Origin of the sequence: Bacteroides faecalis (genome assembly GCF_003865075.1) — a bacterium.
GTDB classification, from domain to species: domain Bacteria; phylum Bacteroidota; class Bacteroidia; order Bacteroidales; family Bacteroidaceae; genus Bacteroides; species Bacteroides faecalis.
The window spans coordinates 40,902-57,575 of the sequence record NZ_BHWB01000013.1; the positions used below are offsets into that span (position 1 = coordinate 40,902).

At 37.8% G+C, this 16,674-nt stretch carries 14 protein-coding genes; 8 read left to right on the plus strand and 6 right to left on the minus strand.

Annotated elements, in window-relative coordinates:
- Positions 1-95 precede the first annotated feature (95 nt).
- The 6 genes from EJF25_RS18035 to susR form a co-directional block, all read right to left on the minus strand.
- Positions 96-3,179 (minus strand): discoidin domain-containing protein, encoded by a 3,084-nt coding sequence (locus EJF25_RS18035; RefSeq protein WP_125042234.1) that lies wholly within the window; start codon positions 3,177-3,179, stop codon positions 96-98.
- A gap of 47 nt (positions 3,180-3,226) precedes the next feature.
- A complete protein-coding gene (locus EJF25_RS18040) occupies positions 3,227-5,563 on the minus strand; it encodes a GH92 family glycosyl hydrolase (RefSeq protein WP_125042235.1) in 2,337 nt (778 codons plus the stop codon).
- Positions 5,564-5,594: 31 nt separating this feature from the next.
- Positions 5,595-8,156, minus strand: a complete 2,562-nt coding sequence (locus EJF25_RS18045) for a glycoside hydrolase family 38 N-terminal domain-containing protein (protein WP_125042236.1) — start codon at positions 8,154-8,156, stop codon at positions 5,595-5,597.
- Between the two features lie 15 nt (positions 8,157-8,171).
- Positions 8,172-8,396, minus strand: a complete 225-nt coding sequence (locus EJF25_RS18050; protein ID WP_125042237.1) for an anti-sigma factor — start codon at positions 8,394-8,396, stop codon at positions 8,172-8,174.
- 78 nt (positions 8,397-8,474) lie between these two features.
- Complete coding sequence (locus tag EJF25_RS18055) at positions 8,475-8,987, minus strand: RNA polymerase sigma-70 factor (protein WP_125042238.1); 513 nt, start codon at positions 8,985-8,987, stop codon at positions 8,475-8,477.
- A gap of 192 nt (positions 8,988-9,179) precedes the next feature.
- Positions 9,180-10,784, minus strand: a complete 1,605-nt coding sequence (gene susR / locus EJF25_RS18060) for a SusR family glycan utilization regulator (RefSeq protein WP_125042239.1) — start codon at positions 10,782-10,784, stop codon at positions 9,180-9,182.
- 259 nt (positions 10,785-11,043) lie between these two features.
- On the opposite strand from susR, the gene EJF25_RS18065 reads away from it, so the two are divergent.
- The 8 genes from EJF25_RS18065 (at position 11,044) to nuoK (ending at position 16,669) form a co-directional block, all read left to right on the plus strand.
- Positions 11,044-11,421 carry a hypothetical protein gene (locus tag EJF25_RS18065; RefSeq protein ID WP_125042240.1) on the plus strand — a complete coding sequence of 126 codons (378 nt, stop codon included), beginning with the start codon at positions 11,044-11,046 and terminating at the stop codon, positions 11,419-11,421.
- A 115-nt stretch (positions 11,422-11,536) separates the two neighbouring features.
- Positions 11,537-11,887, plus strand: a complete 351-nt coding sequence (locus EJF25_RS18070) for an NADH-quinone oxidoreductase subunit A (protein ID WP_025074749.1) — start codon at positions 11,537-11,539, stop codon at positions 11,885-11,887.
- Positions 11,878-12,480 carry an NADH-quinone oxidoreductase subunit B gene (locus EJF25_RS18075; RefSeq protein ID WP_025074750.1) on the plus strand — a complete coding sequence of 201 codons (603 nt, stop codon included), beginning with the start codon at positions 11,878-11,880 and terminating at the stop codon, positions 12,478-12,480. The genes EJF25_RS18070 and EJF25_RS18075 overlap by 10 nt, the downstream gene beginning before the upstream one ends.
- Positions 12,481-12,568: 88 nt before the next feature.
- The gene (locus tag EJF25_RS18080; RefSeq protein WP_125042241.1) at positions 12,569-14,161 is read left to right on the plus strand and encodes an NADH-quinone oxidoreductase subunit D-related protein; all 1,593 of its coding nucleotides are present in this window, start codon (positions 12,569-12,571) and stop codon (positions 14,159-14,161) included.
- Between the two features lie 29 nt (positions 14,162-14,190).
- Complete coding sequence (gene nuoH / locus EJF25_RS18085; protein WP_125042242.1) at positions 14,191-15,267, plus strand: NADH-quinone oxidoreductase subunit NuoH; 1,077 nt, start codon at positions 14,191-14,193, stop codon at positions 15,265-15,267.
- Positions 15,268-15,322: 55 nt separating this feature from the next.
- Complete coding sequence (locus EJF25_RS18090) at positions 15,323-15,811, plus strand: 4Fe-4S dicluster domain-containing protein (protein ID WP_125042243.1); 489 nt, start codon at positions 15,323-15,325, stop codon at positions 15,809-15,811.
- A gap of 2 nt (positions 15,812-15,813) precedes the next feature.
- Complete coding sequence (locus EJF25_RS18095) at positions 15,814-16,326, plus strand: NADH-quinone oxidoreductase subunit J family protein (RefSeq protein ID WP_125042244.1); 513 nt, start codon at positions 15,814-15,816, stop codon at positions 16,324-16,326.
- A gap of 34 nt (positions 16,327-16,360) precedes the next feature.
- On the plus strand, positions 16,361-16,669 hold the full coding sequence (gene nuoK, locus EJF25_RS18100) for an NADH-quinone oxidoreductase subunit NuoK (protein ID WP_025074755.1): 309 nt from the start codon (positions 16,361-16,363) through the stop codon (positions 16,667-16,669).
- Positions 16,670-16,674 lie beyond the last annotated feature (5 nt).

Below are 16,674 nucleotides of genomic sequence, written 5' to 3' on the forward strand. Positions count from 1 at the left end.
ATAAAAATCCGGAGACATAACGACTAATTATCAGATTACTATCTCCAGATTTTCAAATATAAGAAAAAAATATTTTTTCTCTTATTACCAGTCTATCATATATCTAATTTTTTCTGCTCTGCTTTTCCATACTGCTTCACCAGCACGCTTACGCCCCCTTTCAGCAGTTCTGGTTCGGCTTCCACACTGATCACTTTCTCTTCGCCCGGCATCAAAGTTACATAGTTATCGGACATAATAACTGGTAGCACACGCTCCTGGGTTTCTTTATTGATCAGTCTCACACGATTGGCAAAAGCTACAGTCTCTGAGTTATTCTTCAGTTCGATCTTCATCTTTCCATCAGACATTGACTTATCTACCAACCTACATGACAGTTGTGCTTCCGGCAACGTATTCAACAAAGTGTAATTAAGATCATCCACTCCATTTCTCCAATAAAAGTTTTCTGATAGTAAATTCCCCTCTGCATCTGTCAATTCTAATTTTATGAAATGGAGTGGGGTCAGCCCATCCATCTTTTTTGTCTTCTCATCATATATCTCAAATTCAAACAATGAATATCCGAATTGTGTAGCACGTTTGGTGCCTGCCAGTTTTACATACCGTGCAGTTACAGGTTCCAATTCTATTTTCTCCGTACCTCCTTTTCCCTCTTTATTCGTATAAACCGTTTTCCATTCTTCTGCATCGTTTGATACTTGCAAATCATACTCTTTGGCAAAAGCAGCTTCCCATTTCAGGACAACATTGTCGATCTTTTCCTCTTTACCAAGATCAATATAAATCCACTGATGATCACTATATTCACTTTCCCAACGACTTCCGGCTCCTCCATCGGCAACCATTGAAGCACTTTTGGAAGTACCTGTTGTCGAAGAAGCTACTACATTTTTCCCAAAAGCCAGATTAAACGGATTAAAGTTTAATGTAAAAGCTTCTGCAATATTACTAGCAGCTACGTCAATCTGTTCAGTTTGTCCATATGCCGGAACTTCTTTTCCATTCAAATCGTAAATTGTAGCCTTAACAACCGCACCTTTAAGATCTTTAGCAGTGGTATTTACTGCTTTTATACTATTGTTGGAAGCATTCCACTGGATATGCAAATGTTCACAGGCTTTCTTCGCTCCCCAATAAGCACCTGTAGGATCATAATAATAGTCATAAGTCTGCCATACAAACGAGGGATAGGCCGGATGACTCATCCAGATCAAAATACCTGCGGCATCATTCCACATCTTATCGTTCCATGCTTCATACATGCCTTTCATTACTTCAATATTCAACAACTGAGCTTTTTCACAAAACTCTTCCAGACCGGACGACTCTCCGTATTGGGTATTTACTGAATTCTTATAATTGATCGGATTAGCATTTGAAGCCTCTTTCCCGAAAAAATGCTTGTTCCAGACATTATCATCATCGCTCTTCAACTGCTCGTCAGTAGGCAAAGGCCACCATGACTCTTGCGGAATAAATAACTTCACACTTTCGAAAGTCGGAAAAGTAGCTGTACCTATCTCCGTACGCATACCATATCCATGGTCAATACCGTAAGGATATGCCGGTGTATTAAACGCCAAATTACTGCCTGAAGTTTCGAAATGATGTCTTGGAGGTTGATTTCCCCACCAGCCACTTCCGGATAAACCATCCTGATTGGAGCAGGACTTATACATACGATCGTTCTTATCTTCTTTGGCAACAACTTCACGAAGATAATTGTCCAGTTCCGGTTTAGGATGCGTTTCATTAGCTCCACACCAGATTGCAATGGAAGGATGGTTTCTAAGACGTTTGACTTTATCAAGAGCATTCGCCTTAAAAGCTTCCGGTTCTGCTACATCATTATAGGCAACGTACAGCCAGAAATCATTCCATACCATAATACCATACTGATCACAATAATCATAAAACGCATCATCCGTCACACATCCTGTCCACAGACGAATCATATTATAATTCATTTCTTTGTGAAGTCTGATCTTCGTCTCATACTCTTTACCCTGACAACGAAGCAAGTATTCACTCATCCCCCAGTTTCCTCCTTTTACAAATACTTTCTGTCCATTGACAAAAAATGTCAAAACAGGATAACCGACTACATTATCAACCATCTTATACTCATATTTCTTGATACCAAATGAAACTTCTTTTTCATCCGATACCTCACCGTCTACGGAACAAGTCAGCTTACAAGTATAAAGATTCGGTTCACCGTAACCATTCGGCCACCACAGTTTCGGATTATCAATAACTAACTGGGTAAATTCGTCCTTATTGATAGAAACTTTAGAAATAGTTTTCCCCTCTATCTGAAAATCTTTAGAGAAAGATATATCTCCTGGCTGAATAATTCCGGAAACCACTACCTTCTTTGGAGAAGAAGAAGTGTTTTTGATATCTGTTGAAATAGAGATTTCCGCCTTTTGCAGGGTTGGCAAATCCGAACGCACCCAAGGATCCTCCATTATTACATCTCCCGTAATGGTAAGATACGTATTACCTGTGATACCTGCCAAACGTCCCGGAATATAGGGTATCCAATCCCAACCGGCACCCGCCAGATAACTAGGACTACATGCCACTCCATACGGGTCTGTAGCTTTCCTTGTCTTTTTCTGGTCAGGATCAGTAATCAAAACGGCAATCGCATTCTTTCCTGATTTCTTGATCAGATCGGTCACATCAAATTTTGAACGTATCATGTGCCCACTTACATCTTTAGTAGAAGTCTTCGTACCGGATATTTTCTCTCCATTAAAATAGAAATCTGCATAACGGTTCGTATTGTCAAAATGGAGCCAGACACGTCTGCCTTCTGAATAAGAAACCGGAAGTTCAAATTCGGTCCGATACCAGAAAGGACGATTATAATAAGTCTCATCTACTTTATAGATATTATCGGAGTAGTCCGGATCAGGAACAATTCCCGCTTCAACATAAGCGGTAAATACGGCTCCCGGAACTACACCTTTAACAGATTCGGTCATTTCATAGCCAGGTGTAGATATCTGCTCTCCGGTAGCATTTCCCAAATCAGCCTGTGGTTTCACCTGCCAAACGATTTGAGGATTTGAACTGTTTAATGACATCGTTGAGGTTTGTTTCACACATCCCGAATGGGTAAAAGCAACCACCCCCAACAAAAAAAGAAGCCTAAACTTATTTATCATGTTGGTAAAAATTTAAATTACTACTTGTTATGCTAATTGTATGACAATCAAATACCCCAACTCATATTAGGTTGATCGCCCATATATAACTCCAGAGTTCCTCCGGATACAATATCTGTGAAATCCAGATAACATTTATTATATTCTTTACCGTTTAACAGAGCTTTTTGTATATAGATATTAGTTGCACTATTATTATGGGCAATGACTGTAAATGTCTTTCCGGAATAATAATCAGGATCAAGCTGGAACTCTATTTTACTGAACACCGGACTCGTAATTTCCATTCGAGTATTGCCCGGACAGGAAGGATGAATACCGGAAGCGGACAGAATGTACCAGGCAGACATCTGTCCCACATCTTCATTGCCGACAATACCTTCTACCTTATTGGCATAAGCCTTCTCGCAAGTATAACGAGTCCACTTTTGGGTATACCAAGGTACATCAAGCTGATTGAAAAGGAAAGGAACAAAATGTACCGGTTCATTTGCATGATTGAAATATTCGTTCCATAGCATATTGGAAGGAGTTTTATTGAAGAAATCGGTCAGATCGGCAATTACTTTGTCTCTTCCTCCCATCAATTCTACCATTCCCGGAACATCATGCGGAACAAACCAACCTTGCTGATATGCATTCGCCTCCATACAACCGTACCATTCTTTAGTACGTGCATCTTCTGACCATGCTACCCATGTACCGTCTGCATTACGTGGACGGAACCATTCTTTTTCTTTATCAAAAACATTATGATAAGCTTGTCCTTTTTCATAGAAGCTTTTAGAATCCTCTTCTTTTCCCAAAGCTTTTGCCAGTTGAGCAACACACCAATCTGTATAAGCATATTCCAAAGTATGTGAAATACTTAATGGTTCAGGAGAGTACCCCAACATGTCATTTCCAAATTTATGTGAAGTATTGACTGCATACTGATAAGCTTTTTCTACATCATAAGTTCGGATTCCTTTCAAATAAGCATCAGCTAATACAGATAATGCAGGATTTCCCAACATACACCCGGAATAGGAATTCAGAAATTCCCAGCGCTCATAATATTCACGTCCACTCTGATCAGCCATCGTTATTAATGAGTTAAGTTCGTCACTCACTAAACGCGGATTGATAATGGTCTGTAAAGGGAACTGACTACGGAATACATCCCAACCGCTAAATATAGTACGCTTAATAAATTTACCGTCACTCTCATGCACTTTCTTATCTCCTCCTACATAACGTCCATCCACATCTGTATAAATGCGAGGATCAATCATTGTATGATATAAAGATGTGTAAAAAACTGTTTTTTCATCTTCTGTCCCTCCGGATATTCGTACCCGGCTAAGTTCCTTATTCCACAAAGCATTTGCCTCCTGCTGCACTTGCTCAAAACTTTTAGAAGCAATTTCCTGCTTAAAGTTATTGGCAGCACCTTCCATATCAACAAAGGAAATCCCTACTTTTAATTCTACATCATCCCCTTCTTTAGTGGGAAATTCTGTAAAAAAGCCAAGATGCTTACCTTCCAACTCCTTTTTATCACGAATCACAGGAGCTTCGGATACGCGAGTGAGATAAGGAATACTGACTACTTCGTCGCGTTTACGTACCCAATCATCGGGGATATCAGCACTCCAAAATCCATAATTGTTTAAAGGTTTATTGAATCGGGCATAAAAGTAAACAGTATAATCTGCTTTTCCTTCACCATTTCCCCAACCGCCACCGTCAGGTGTACACTTCATCCATCCTTGAATGGTATAATCATCTATTACTTTAATATATTGAGAAGTAGATGTTCCTCCTACTCTGCGTGCCAGATCGACCTGAACACGTGATTGTTCATTGGATGGGAAAGTAAACCGTAGAATTCCGCAATGTGGAGTGGCACTACTTTCCACTTTTATATTATAGTCAGTCAGCTTGACAGAATAGTATCCAGCTTTGGCAATCTCTGTTGCTTTATCGTAAGTAGAACGATATCCTTGAATAGTATTATCTTCTTTACCTGCTATTTTGTGTAATTCACCGGTTGTTGGCATCACAAGAAAATTACCCAAATCACCAAACCACCCTACTCCACTCATCTGGGTAAAGGCAAATCCTTCAATCGTTTTATGTTCATCACTATATCCAGATCCGTTATCACCACCAGTTATTGTATTGGGACTAACCTGTACCATCCCATAAGGAGTAGTAGCTCCCGGAAAAGTCTTGCCTAATCCATGATAAACACCCGCAGCTCCAACACTAGTACTGGCACCAATAAATGGATTTACATAGTCAGTAGGAGTAAAATCAGCATTCACTTTATTTACAGACGAACATGACATCATCCATAGAAAAGTGCAAGCGATCAGAAGATTTGTAGTAATTTTACACATACACACAATTACGTTTTTCTATATTTAACACTTAATTAACGTTCAAAAAGAAAGTCTTAACACCAAAACGGGGCATTGAAACATTGATTTCGGATTTCCCATTGCGTGTACTTATCTTCTTTCTTTCAATACACTTCCCATTCAAATCAATTTCTTCCACATCAGATAATGGGATAGTGAAAGCAACCCTCTGAAGAGTATTATCACCTTCCGCATTAAATAAACGTACCATAATCTTTCCATCCTGTAAGTTAGTAGCACTTAACTGATAACCGGTATTCTGTAAGTCAATGAAAGATTTTGATTCCAAATCTACGAAAGAATGAAAAGAAAATAGTAACGGTTCGTTCCAACAATCGCTATTTGTAGAAATAGAAGCTTCATCCCATTTTCCACGATGAGGGATGATGGCATATTTCATCTTCATAGGACCGGTGATTTTATAGTCAGGTCCCCAAAGCCCGCCACCAGAATATTGTGCTGTCAATCCTAACGGATAATCTTCTCCATGAGAATATGAAGTAGTATGATCTGACAATAATGCCAGCGCATAGTCACCGTTCTGCTCTGCCAAATCTATCCAATTAAGGATGACATTATGTTTGATCTGATCCCAAGTATTAAAGAAAGTATTATCCAACTTACTCTCACAAACATCAAACGGAGCATTCTTATAAATACGGGGAGAACGAAGATCTGCCGGAAATAAAACGCTCAGTTTAAACCGATCATCACAATAAGCTCTGCGATTATCACGCCAATTCTTTTCTTCGTACTCTCCAATGCCTACATTATTTTTCCAGTTAACAGTAAGATCAAAGTCGATTCGTTTTTGTCCACGGACAAGAGTAATGACTTGTGTAAACGGATGCGTAGCTATTTCACCCTCCACCTGTATCCTGGTTTCGTACTCATTATTACTTAATATAGTCATCCGGGCAGGAGTTTCAGTAGAAGAATGAAACTTACCTTCTTCATAAAAATACCCTCTCATTTCTCCTAATGAATATTCTCCATTATTTTTAGCAAATTCTTTATTGCCCTCTTTTTTAGCAATCAGACTTTTTATAATTCCTCCCTTCGACAAATCAAAAACGATTTTATACATATCATTTTCGAACACATACTCCTGTCCGCTTACCTTTTTATGTTCTTTATTTCCTGAAAACGCCTTTTTACTTGATTTATTCTTCCGGACAAGGTATGTAGAGTAACCGAAGGGAGGAACTTCTGCCATAAATAACAATCTCACTTTACCGTCTTCTCTTTCTAAGGAATAACCTATCGATTTCTTTTTCCAGTTACAAATTTCCAAATCTGAACCTATATAATCACTAGGTAAAATGACACTTACCATTTCTCTTCTTTTCGTACCAAGAGTGTTATAAACGCGTATATATCTCTCACTGAGAGCCATATTAGTGTTATAAGCTTGCCCTTCCTCATAACTCTGCATAGCGGCATCTGTTATTTCATCTGCAATCTTATTGGTACAGTCAGTCCAACGTTTAATTGCATCTGCCCATGTTCCGCTTTTGTCCAATCGATTATAGGGCACAATCCATGAATCATGATGTTGCGACAGCATCAAAGTACGCCATGCCTCATCCAACTCCGCTTGCTTATAACTATATTCATTTTCCCAATAAGCCATCACGGACATTTTTTCAGCCATCACAATTTTGTTCTCTGACGTGCGAACTTCCTGAGCTATTCTTTGTAACACCTGACTTCCCCACATCAAATTTACATGCATATCTTCTTGCGAAAAAGACCAATTGTCATCAGTTTTGCCAATAGAGATATCCTCAATATAATCTCTCCATCTTACATATATAGAATTGTTTTTTGTGTTCTCTCCACTCCCTAACCATGGACCATTTTTCCAACCGGCATCTTGATAACACATACCTACCGGATGCTTGATCCCTGCATCTCTACATTCTTTTAAATATGATATTTCATTACACCAAGCAGTTGTCTGCCAAGTAGAGTTCTCTTCCAGTTGTTCACAGGCATAACGAGGAACGGTCAGTATGGAAGTTCCATCCTGCCCCACCCAATTCACGAGTTCTCCTCCATAAGCACTGGTATATCCCCCCCAACAAGTATTCGGACACTTTAATACCGCATACTTAAAACCAAACTGCGTAAGTATCTGAGGCAAACAGCTTGTGAAACAAGGTTCTTCAACCGAATAAGTGATAAAATCTACTTCTGGAAAATGTTTATTTATCTTGTTAATACCATATTGAAACTGTCGTATAATACTTTCCCCTGATATATTGTAACAATAAGGCTGTGCATAAGTGGGATTAGTGAACTCTATTTGTTCACCAGTAACCATCCCTTTTAAACGAGCATATGCTTCAGGAGTCCTCACCTGCACAGTATCCCAGGTTTCAGGTTCTATTTCTAAACCAATCCTCCATTCCGGATGACGGGATAACTGATCAACTATGAACTGAGTCTTCCATTCTACCGGATAATGACCATAAATACCTCCATGATATCCATCCACAAAATAAACTTGTTGTGAATGCACATATGTACAAATAAAACTTACTAATAGTATAATATATAATTTGTTCATAGTATTTTAATCAGCCTATGTATTTTTACGTTCCCCTAGGTTACGCATAAATTCCTTTAATTTTCGCTGAGCTAGTTCCTTGTCACCCTCCAAAAGTATCCAATCCAAAAGCGATACCATATTCTGATTTTTAAGAAACTCTTCTCGCAATTCTTCCTTTTTATTTATCTCTGATAACATTTCTTGCTTCTCTTCAGAAGTAAGCTCATCCATAAAATATTTAGTTAGATCAATTCCCATTCTTTTGTTTTTCTTTTTATCAAAGAACGATTATCAAGGGAAATACCCCTAAAAATATCTAATAATTTTCCAAAAATCTTATGCAGCAAGACATATCCCCAATTTCCCTCTTAATTTTTTCAACGCAATACTCATTTGACATTCAACCGTATTCACCGATATTCCAAGACGTTCGGAGATTTCCCTATATTTTAGGCCTTCCATACGACTTAACATAAATATATCGCGACATCGTTTTGGCAAACCATTTATTGCCTTACGAATCAAAACTTCCGTCTCATTCACTTCAGAGATATTACATTCTAAAGATTGCAATTTCAAACTTAGTTCTACTTCAAAAGAAGACTGTATATGTTCTATGTACTTCTGTTCAAAAGCTTTGTGCTTCAAGTAATCTAAACATCTGTTCTTTACAAGTCGGAAAAGATAAGCATTCACATTTTCAATAAGGTCTATTGAATCTCGTTTCTCCCACATGTCAGTAAAAACATCTTGAGTTATATTTTCAGCATCTTCTTCCAAGATCACATATTCTCTTGCAAACCGAACCAGTTTAGAATAATAAGTAATATACAATTCTGAAAATTCCATATTTGTTTTTCATTTAGATTAAGTACTCAATTATTAAAAATCTTATACTGCAAATATAGAAATGGAAAAAGTATATTTCTTATGTGTGGTAGGCTTTAAAGTAAACGATTTCAAACCAACAATCCACATAATCATTTATAATACAGCAAATTACACACATCGCTTTAAAACGGTTTGGTAAACCAAATAGAATTACTTTTGAGACAAAGAACCAAGTTTTTTGACCTCTTCTTCGAAATGATTCCCTTCAAGAATAGACATTCTCTTCACTTTACTTTTATAATTATATATCGTCTGAACAGAATAATGCAAAAAGACAGCAATCTGTCCAACATCTACAATACCTAAACGCATCAAAGCAAATATACGCAATTCAGTATTCAACCGTTCTTTTTCCGGTTGATATTGTTCCTCCGGTTTCAAGAGTGCATTGAACTCTTCTACAAAGTTCGGATATAATTTCAGAAATGCCTTATCAAAATTGAGATATAACTCTTCAAGTTCTTTTTCAAAAGGACGGGAGGATGTTTTATGCAATTCGTCAATCTGTCCTGTTTTTATTTTCCGATTAACATTCCTCCTATATTCATCAAGCTTATTTATATAAACAGCACATTGATTCATGAAATATCCAATATACTTTTCTTTAATCAGATTAGCCTCATCAAGGTTTTTATTCAAAGCTACCAATTCTTCATTCATTACCTTGAGATTCTTTCTAGCTCTTGAAACTGCCTTTGTCTGTTTATACGTAAAATATAGAGTAATAGCAAGGGCTATCGCAAACAAACTGACCAACAATATATAAAAACGAAGATTCTGTTTCTGTTGCTCTAACCGATATAAATAAGTATTTTCTATAATAGGATGAATACGGGCAATCACAGTGTTTTTAAAACGGGAATTATAAAAAATAGCATCATCCAACGCTACTTTTATATAATTATAAGCCCTATTTATATCGCCCTTATGGTAAAGCTTTACCGCCAAACTCAATAATGCTTCATTCTCTTTTACAGCCAGTTTCGTATCTGTTATCGCTGCCAAAATCAAATATTTCTCTTCAACATCAAGATTACCTACCAATCGGTTAGCTCTCGACAGTCCCATAGACATCATCGCATATCCATGAGTATCCGGTTTTTCCTTATTATATATTTTAGTTAATATCGGAATAGCCTCTCTTACACGACCATTTTCCTGAAGTTTTATAGCCTTCTCCTTCAAATATTCATCTGATTTCTCAGGTAGAATGCTCATCACTGTGTCACGATAAGCTTCTTTCTTCACTATATATTCACTTGAAAACCTTTCATCATCAGTATATTTAATCAGGTTTTCATAATATCGAATATTATTCCAGCAATATATAGCTTTCAAATAATCAGGCAAACTATGACATTGAATGGATTTATAAATATCATTAGCCTGAACAAATAGTCCGGACAAAGAATAAACAAAAGCTAATTGAAGCCTACTTTCCAACAAATGCTCTTTATCATTAAGACTTTTAGCTATTTCTATATTTTCCTGTATATATTGTTCAGCAGAATCACAAACAAAAGTACCATATTGCTGAATAATCTCAGCATTCAAACGAAACAAATCCTCTAAAGTCTTTTGCTGCACTTTCTTCAATTTCAAGTCTTTTATGACAGCTTTTTTCTTATCCGTATATACCTGACGTTCAGATATTACTTTGTCTAAAACAGTCAATAATGAATCATTCTCATTACCTGCATAGAGGCAGAAAAAAGAAGTTGTTAAAAACATTACAAACCAAAGTGTGCGTTTCATATCTTATAATCTTAATCTTGCAAAAAAATATATTTTTTACGGGTATTCCATCAAAAAGTGCATAAATCATTATTTTTATTACATTTTTTAACCATACATAAAGATAACATAGTACAATAAAAATAGATGTTTGCAATAATTTTAATATGAAAGAAAGGAGATTTCATCACAAGCCACGTTAAAAAAAGCTTTTTTGTAATATCGAGTTTGCAAAAAGTCTGAATATTAATTCTATATTTGCGGTCATTAAAAGAGAAAGATGAAACAAAGTTTAAAATATGGATTACTCTTGGCATTAGCTTTGCTAATTCACTCTGTCACTAATGAGACAGTGGAAAATATTTGCAAAGCTTCCTACCCGACTTATAGTCAGAAACAGTGCTATTTGTCTCAAGAGTCACCGGTTCAAAATGCACTTGAAAGGCTTTATCATTTTTACTCTACTCAATCTTGCGATATGAGCCATGTGGATGTGGTGCATATTCCGGCAGATAAAAGCATGTTATTACCCATCGCTTATCTCCGCGAGCATAAAAATAAAACAGCTCTATCCTATTCTCATTTACCCCACGTTCCAAATTATTTCTATGATCCTATAACCCATTATATATATGGTCTGAGGAAAATTGTTATTTAACGAACAATTCAATACTTATTCGATTTATCGTTCGGTTTACTTTTTAATCCAGTGGGAATAAGAAGTTTATTGCTTATCTTTTATATAATATTCAATCTAAACAGCTATTGAAATTATGAATTTTACATTGTTAGTTGTTGTTTTACTGACGGCACTTGCTTTTGTTGGTGTAGTTATAGCTCTTTCACGAGCTATCTCACCCCGTTCGTATAACATACAAAAGTTTGAAGCTTATGAATGTGGTATACCAACACGTGGTAAATCATGGATGCAATTTCGTGTGGGTTACTACCTTTTTGCCATCCTGTTCCTAATGTTCGACGTTGAAACAGCCTTCTTGTTTCCATGGGCAGTGGTCATGCGAGATATGGGACCACAAGGACTTGTTAGTATCCTTTTCTTTTTTATTATTTTAGTTCTGGGACTTGCTTATGCCTGGAGGAAAGGAGCATTGGAATGGAAATAACTAAAAAACCAAAAATAAAATCAATTCCTTATGAGGAATTTATTGACAATGAATCATTGGAAAAATTGGTTCAAGAACTCAATGCAGGAGGAACTAATGTTGCTCTCGGAGTTTTGGATGATTTTATCAACTGGGGACGCAGTAATTCACTGTGGCCACTTACATTTGCCACGAGTTGTTGTGGTATCGAATTCATGGCATTGGGTGCCGCTCGTTACGATATGGCCCGCTTCGGGTTTGAAGTAGCACGTGCCAGTCCACGACAGGCGGATATGATCATGGTTTGCGGAACAATCACCAATAAAATGGCTCCGGTACTGAAACGTTTGTATGATCAGATGCCTGACCCGAAATACGTGATTGCTGTAGGAGGTTGTGCCGTAAGTGGAGGACCTTTCAAGAAATCTTATCATGTAGTAAATGGGGTAGATAAAATTCTACCTGTAGACGTATTCATACCAGGATGTCCGCCACGTCCTGAAGCTTTCTACTATGGAATGATGCAGCTACAACGTAAAGTGAAGATAGAGAAATTCTTTGGCGGAACAAACAGAAAAGAAAAGAAACCGGATTACTTAAAAAATGAAGAGTGAGAAATGAAGGATGATGGATTAATTGCGATTTCAAAAACTGTATAGAGGTTCTTCATTCTTAATTCTACATTCTTAATTTAATAGATTTATGCAAGAAATACAATTTATAAAACCAGCAGTACTACACGATGAAATGCTGCGCTTGCGGAAAGAAAAGCAGATGGACTTCCTCGAAAGTCTTACCGGTATGGATTGGGGAATAGCAAACGAAAAAGACACACCGGAAACTCTTCGTGGCCTAGGAGTAGTCTATCATCTCGAATCGACTTCAACCGGCGAACGGATTTCTATCAAAACTGCAACTCTAAACCGAGAAACGCCAGAAATTCCATCGGTCAGCGATATCTGGAAAATAGCTGATTTTTATGAGCGTGAAGTATTTGACTATTATGGAATAGTCTTCATCGGTCATCCTGATATGCGTCGTCTGTATCTTCGTAACGATTGGGTAGGTTATCCAATGCGTAAAGATAATGACCCGGAAAAAGATAATCCACTCCGTATGGATAATGAAGAAACCTATGATACTACCCAGGAAATAAAACTCAATCCAGATGGAAGTATCAAAAATAAAGAAACATTATTGTTCGGAGATGAAGAATATGTCGTTAATATTGGACCTCAGCACCCTGCGACTCATGGTGTGATGCGTTTCCGGGTTTCTTTGGAAGGTGAAATTATTCGCAAAATTGATGCAAACTGTGGTTATATCCACCGTGGCATTGAAAAGATGAACGAAAGTCTTACATATCCGCAAACATTGGCATTAACCGATCGCCTGGATTATTTAGGAGCTCATCAAAATCGCCATGCACTTTGTATGTGTATTGAGAAAGCAATGGGTATTGAAGTAAGTGAACGTGTACAATACATCCGTACTATTATGGATGAGTTACAACGTATCGATTCCCATTTATTGTTCTACTCTTGTCTTGCTATGGACTTGGGAGCATTGACCGCCTTTTTCTATGGTTTCCGTGATCGTGAAAAGATTCTGGATATCTTCGAAGAGACTACAGGAGGACGACTCATTCAAAATTATAATACTATCGGTGGCGTACAAGCAGATATTCATCCCAACTTTGTAAAGCGGGTAAAAGAATTTATTCCTTATTTAAGAGGAATCATCCATGAATACCACGATATCTTCACAGGAAATGTCATTGCACAAAGCCGTCTGAAAGGAGTTGGCGTATTAAGTCGTGAAGATGCCATTTCATTCGGTTGTACCGGAGGCACAGGGCGTGCTTCAGGATGGGCTTGCGATGTACGTAAACGTATGCCGTACGGAGTGTATGATAAAGTAGATTTTAAAGAAATCATTTACACTGAGGGAGACTCATTTGCCCGTTATCTGGTACGTATGGATGAAATCATGGAAAGTTTGAACATCATAGAACAACTGATAGATAATATTCCAGAAGGAGTTTATCAAGAAAAGATGAAACCTATTATTCGTGTTCCTGAAGGTAGCTATTATGCAGCTGTAGAAGGAAGTCGTGGAGAATTCGGTGTATTTCTTGAAAGCCATGGTGACAAAATGCCTTACCGTCTACATTACCGTTCCACCGGATTACCATTAGTTGCAGCTATCGACACGATCTGTCGTGGAGCTAAAATAGCTGACCTCATTGCTATTGGAGGAACAATTGACTATGTAGTTCCGGATATTGACAGATGATAATAAACAAAATTCTTAATTTAAGAAATATGTTCGACTTTAGTATAGTAACAAACTGGATACATGAGCTACTCACTTCCATTATGCCGGAAGGATTAGCTGTTTTTATAGAATGTGTAGTCATCGGCGTATGTATCATTGTGATGTATGCCATCCTCGCCATTATATTGATTTACATGGAACGTAAAGTCTGTGGTTTCTTCCAATGTCGTCTCGGCCCGAACCGTGTCGGTAAATGGGGTTCTATCCAAGTACTATGTGACGTTCTGAAAATGTTAACCAAGGAAATTTTCACTCCGAAGGATGCCGACCGTTTCCTTTATAATCTTGCTCCATTCATGGTTATCATCGCCTCCTTCCTGACGTTCTCTTGTCTCCCTTTTAATAAAGGAGCAGAGATTTTGAATTTTAACGTGGGAGTATTTTTCCTGTTGGCAGCCTCCAGTATTGGTGTAGTAGGTATTTTGCTGGCCGGCTGGGGTAGTAACAACAAGTTCTCTCTTATCGGAGCCATGCGAAGTGGTGCACAAATCATCAGCTATGAGCTTTCTGTTGGAATAAGTATTATGACAATGGTTGTATTAATGGGAACCATGCAATTCTCCGAAATTGTAGAGAATCAAGCAGATGGTTGGTTCATATTTAAAGGACACATTCCTGCCATCATAGCTTTCATCATTTATCTCATTGCAGGAAATGCGGAGTGTAACCGTGGACCGTTCGACCTTCCCGAAGCAGAAAGTGAATTGACTGCCGGATATCATACAGAATATTCCGGTATGCATTTCGGTTTCTTCTATCTGGCTGAGTATTTGAACCTCTTTATAGTTGCCGGTGTGGCAACCACTATTTTTCTTGGAGGATGGATGCCTTTACACATTATCGGTTTAGATGGATTTAATGCAATAATGGATTATATTCCCGGTTTTATCTGGTTCTTCGGTAAAGCATTCTTTGTTGTATTCCTTCTAATGTGGATCAAGTGGACCTTCCCACGTTTGCGTATCGACCAGATTTTAAATCTGGAATGGAAATATTTGGTTCCTATTTCTATGGTAAATCTATTATTAATGGCATGTTGTGTAGCCTTCGGCTTTCATTTCTAAATGCCAAGATGTTACATAGAAGCTCATGTGGAATAATTAATGTAAAACGAGAATTATGGAATATAAAGATCAAAAATATACGTATTTAGGAGGTCTAATGCACGGCATTAGCACCCTAGCGACGGGTATGAAGACCAGTATCAAAGTTTACTTCCGTAAGAAAGTGACTGAGCAATATCCCGAAAACCGAAAAGAGCTGAAAATGTTCGACCGTTTTCGTGGTACGCTGAACATGCCCCACAATGAAAACAACGAGCATCACTGCATTGCCTGCGGATTATGCCAGTCAGCATGTCCGAACGACACTATCAAGATTACAAGTGAAATGATCGAAACGGAAGATGGCAAAAAAAAGAAAATCCTGTCGAAATATGAATACGACTTGGGATCATGTATCTTTTGCCAACTGTGTGTCAATGCCTGTCCACACAATGCTATCACATTCGACCAGAACTTCGAACACGCAGTGTTCGACCGGACAAAACTTGTCTTGCAACTCAACCATAAAGGTAGTAAAGTTATAGAAAAGAAAAAAGAAGTTTAGATATGGGAGCAACACTTGAAATAGTAGTATTCTACTTTTTGGCAGTATTTATTATTGCAATGTCCATTATGACAGTGGCCACCCAACGTATCGTACGCTCGGCTACCTACCTGCTTTTTACCCTCTTCGGTACAGCAGGAATCTATTTTCTGCTAGGCTACACATTTCTGGGATCTGTTCAGATCATGGTTTATGCCGGTGGTATTGTCGTACTTTATGTATTCTCCATCTTATTAACCAGTGGAGAAGGTGATCGTGCAGAGAAAATCAAACGAAGCCGGTTTCTGGCGGGACTCTTTACAATGATTGCCGGTGCAGCTATTATTTTGTTTATTACCCTGAAGCACAATTTCCTGCAAACGGATAATTTGGCTCCGCAAGAGATAAATATTCATGCCATCGGTAATGCTTTGCTAAGTAGTGACAAATATGGCTATATATTACCTTTTGAAGCTATCAGTATCTTGTTGCTGGCTTGTATCATCGGAGGTATCATGATTGCACGTAAAAGATAAAACAAGTATTAACTATCAAATAGTAAGTTTGAATATGATACACATGGAATATTATCTGGTAGTATCAACTATCATGATGTTTGCAGGAATCTATGGATTCTTTACTCGCCGTAACACACTGGCTATCCTGATTTCTGTCGAGTTAATGCTGAACGCAACGGATATCAATTTTGCAGTGTTCAATCGCTTTCTTTTTCCCGGTGGAACGGAAGGCTATTTCTTTGCATTATTCTCCATTGCCATCTCAGCCGCAGAGACTGCTATCGCAATTGCAATCATGATTAATATTTACCGGAACCTGCGAAGCATCCAAGTACGCAACCTGGATGACTTGAAATGGTAAGGATG

Coding starts and splice junctions, on each gene's coding strand:
- EJF25_RS18035 (WP_125042234.1), bottom strand. CDS start 3,179: ATGATAAATAAGTTTAGGCTTCTTTTTTTGTTGGGGGTGGTTGCTTTT.
- EJF25_RS18040 (WP_125042235.1), bottom strand. CDS start 5,563: ATGTGTAAAATTACTACAAATCTTCTGATCGCTTGCACTTTTCTATGG.
- EJF25_RS18045 (WP_125042236.1), bottom strand. CDS start 8,156: ATGAACAAATTATATATTATACTATTAGTAAGTTTTATTTGTACATAT.
- EJF25_RS18050 (WP_125042237.1), bottom strand. CDS start 8,396: ATGGGAATTGATCTAACTAAATATTTTATGGATGAGCTTACTTCTGAA.
- EJF25_RS18055 (WP_125042238.1), bottom strand. CDS start 8,987: ATGGAATTTTCAGAATTGTATATTACTTATTATTCTAAACTGGTTCGG.
- susR (WP_125042239.1), bottom strand. CDS start 10,784: ATGAAACGCACACTTTGGTTTGTAATGTTTTTAACAACTTCTTTTTTC.
- EJF25_RS18065 (WP_125042240.1), top strand. CDS start 11,044: ATGAAACAAAGTTTAAAATATGGATTACTCTTGGCATTAGCTTTGCTA.
- EJF25_RS18070 (WP_025074749.1), top strand. CDS start 11,537: ATGAATTTTACATTGTTAGTTGTTGTTTTACTGACGGCACTTGCTTTT.
- EJF25_RS18075 (WP_025074750.1), top strand. CDS start 11,878: ATGGAAATAACTAAAAAACCAAAAATAAAATCAATTCCTTATGAGGAA.
- EJF25_RS18080 (WP_125042241.1), top strand. CDS start 12,569: ATGCAAGAAATACAATTTATAAAACCAGCAGTACTACACGATGAAATG.
- nuoH (WP_125042242.1), top strand. CDS start 14,191: ATGTTCGACTTTAGTATAGTAACAAACTGGATACATGAGCTACTCACT.
- EJF25_RS18090 (WP_125042243.1), top strand. CDS start 15,323: ATGGAATATAAAGATCAAAAATATACGTATTTAGGAGGTCTAATGCAC.
- EJF25_RS18095 (WP_125042244.1), top strand. CDS start 15,814: ATGGGAGCAACACTTGAAATAGTAGTATTCTACTTTTTGGCAGTATTT.
- nuoK (WP_025074755.1), top strand. CDS start 16,361: ATGATACACATGGAATATTATCTGGTAGTATCAACTATCATGATGTTT.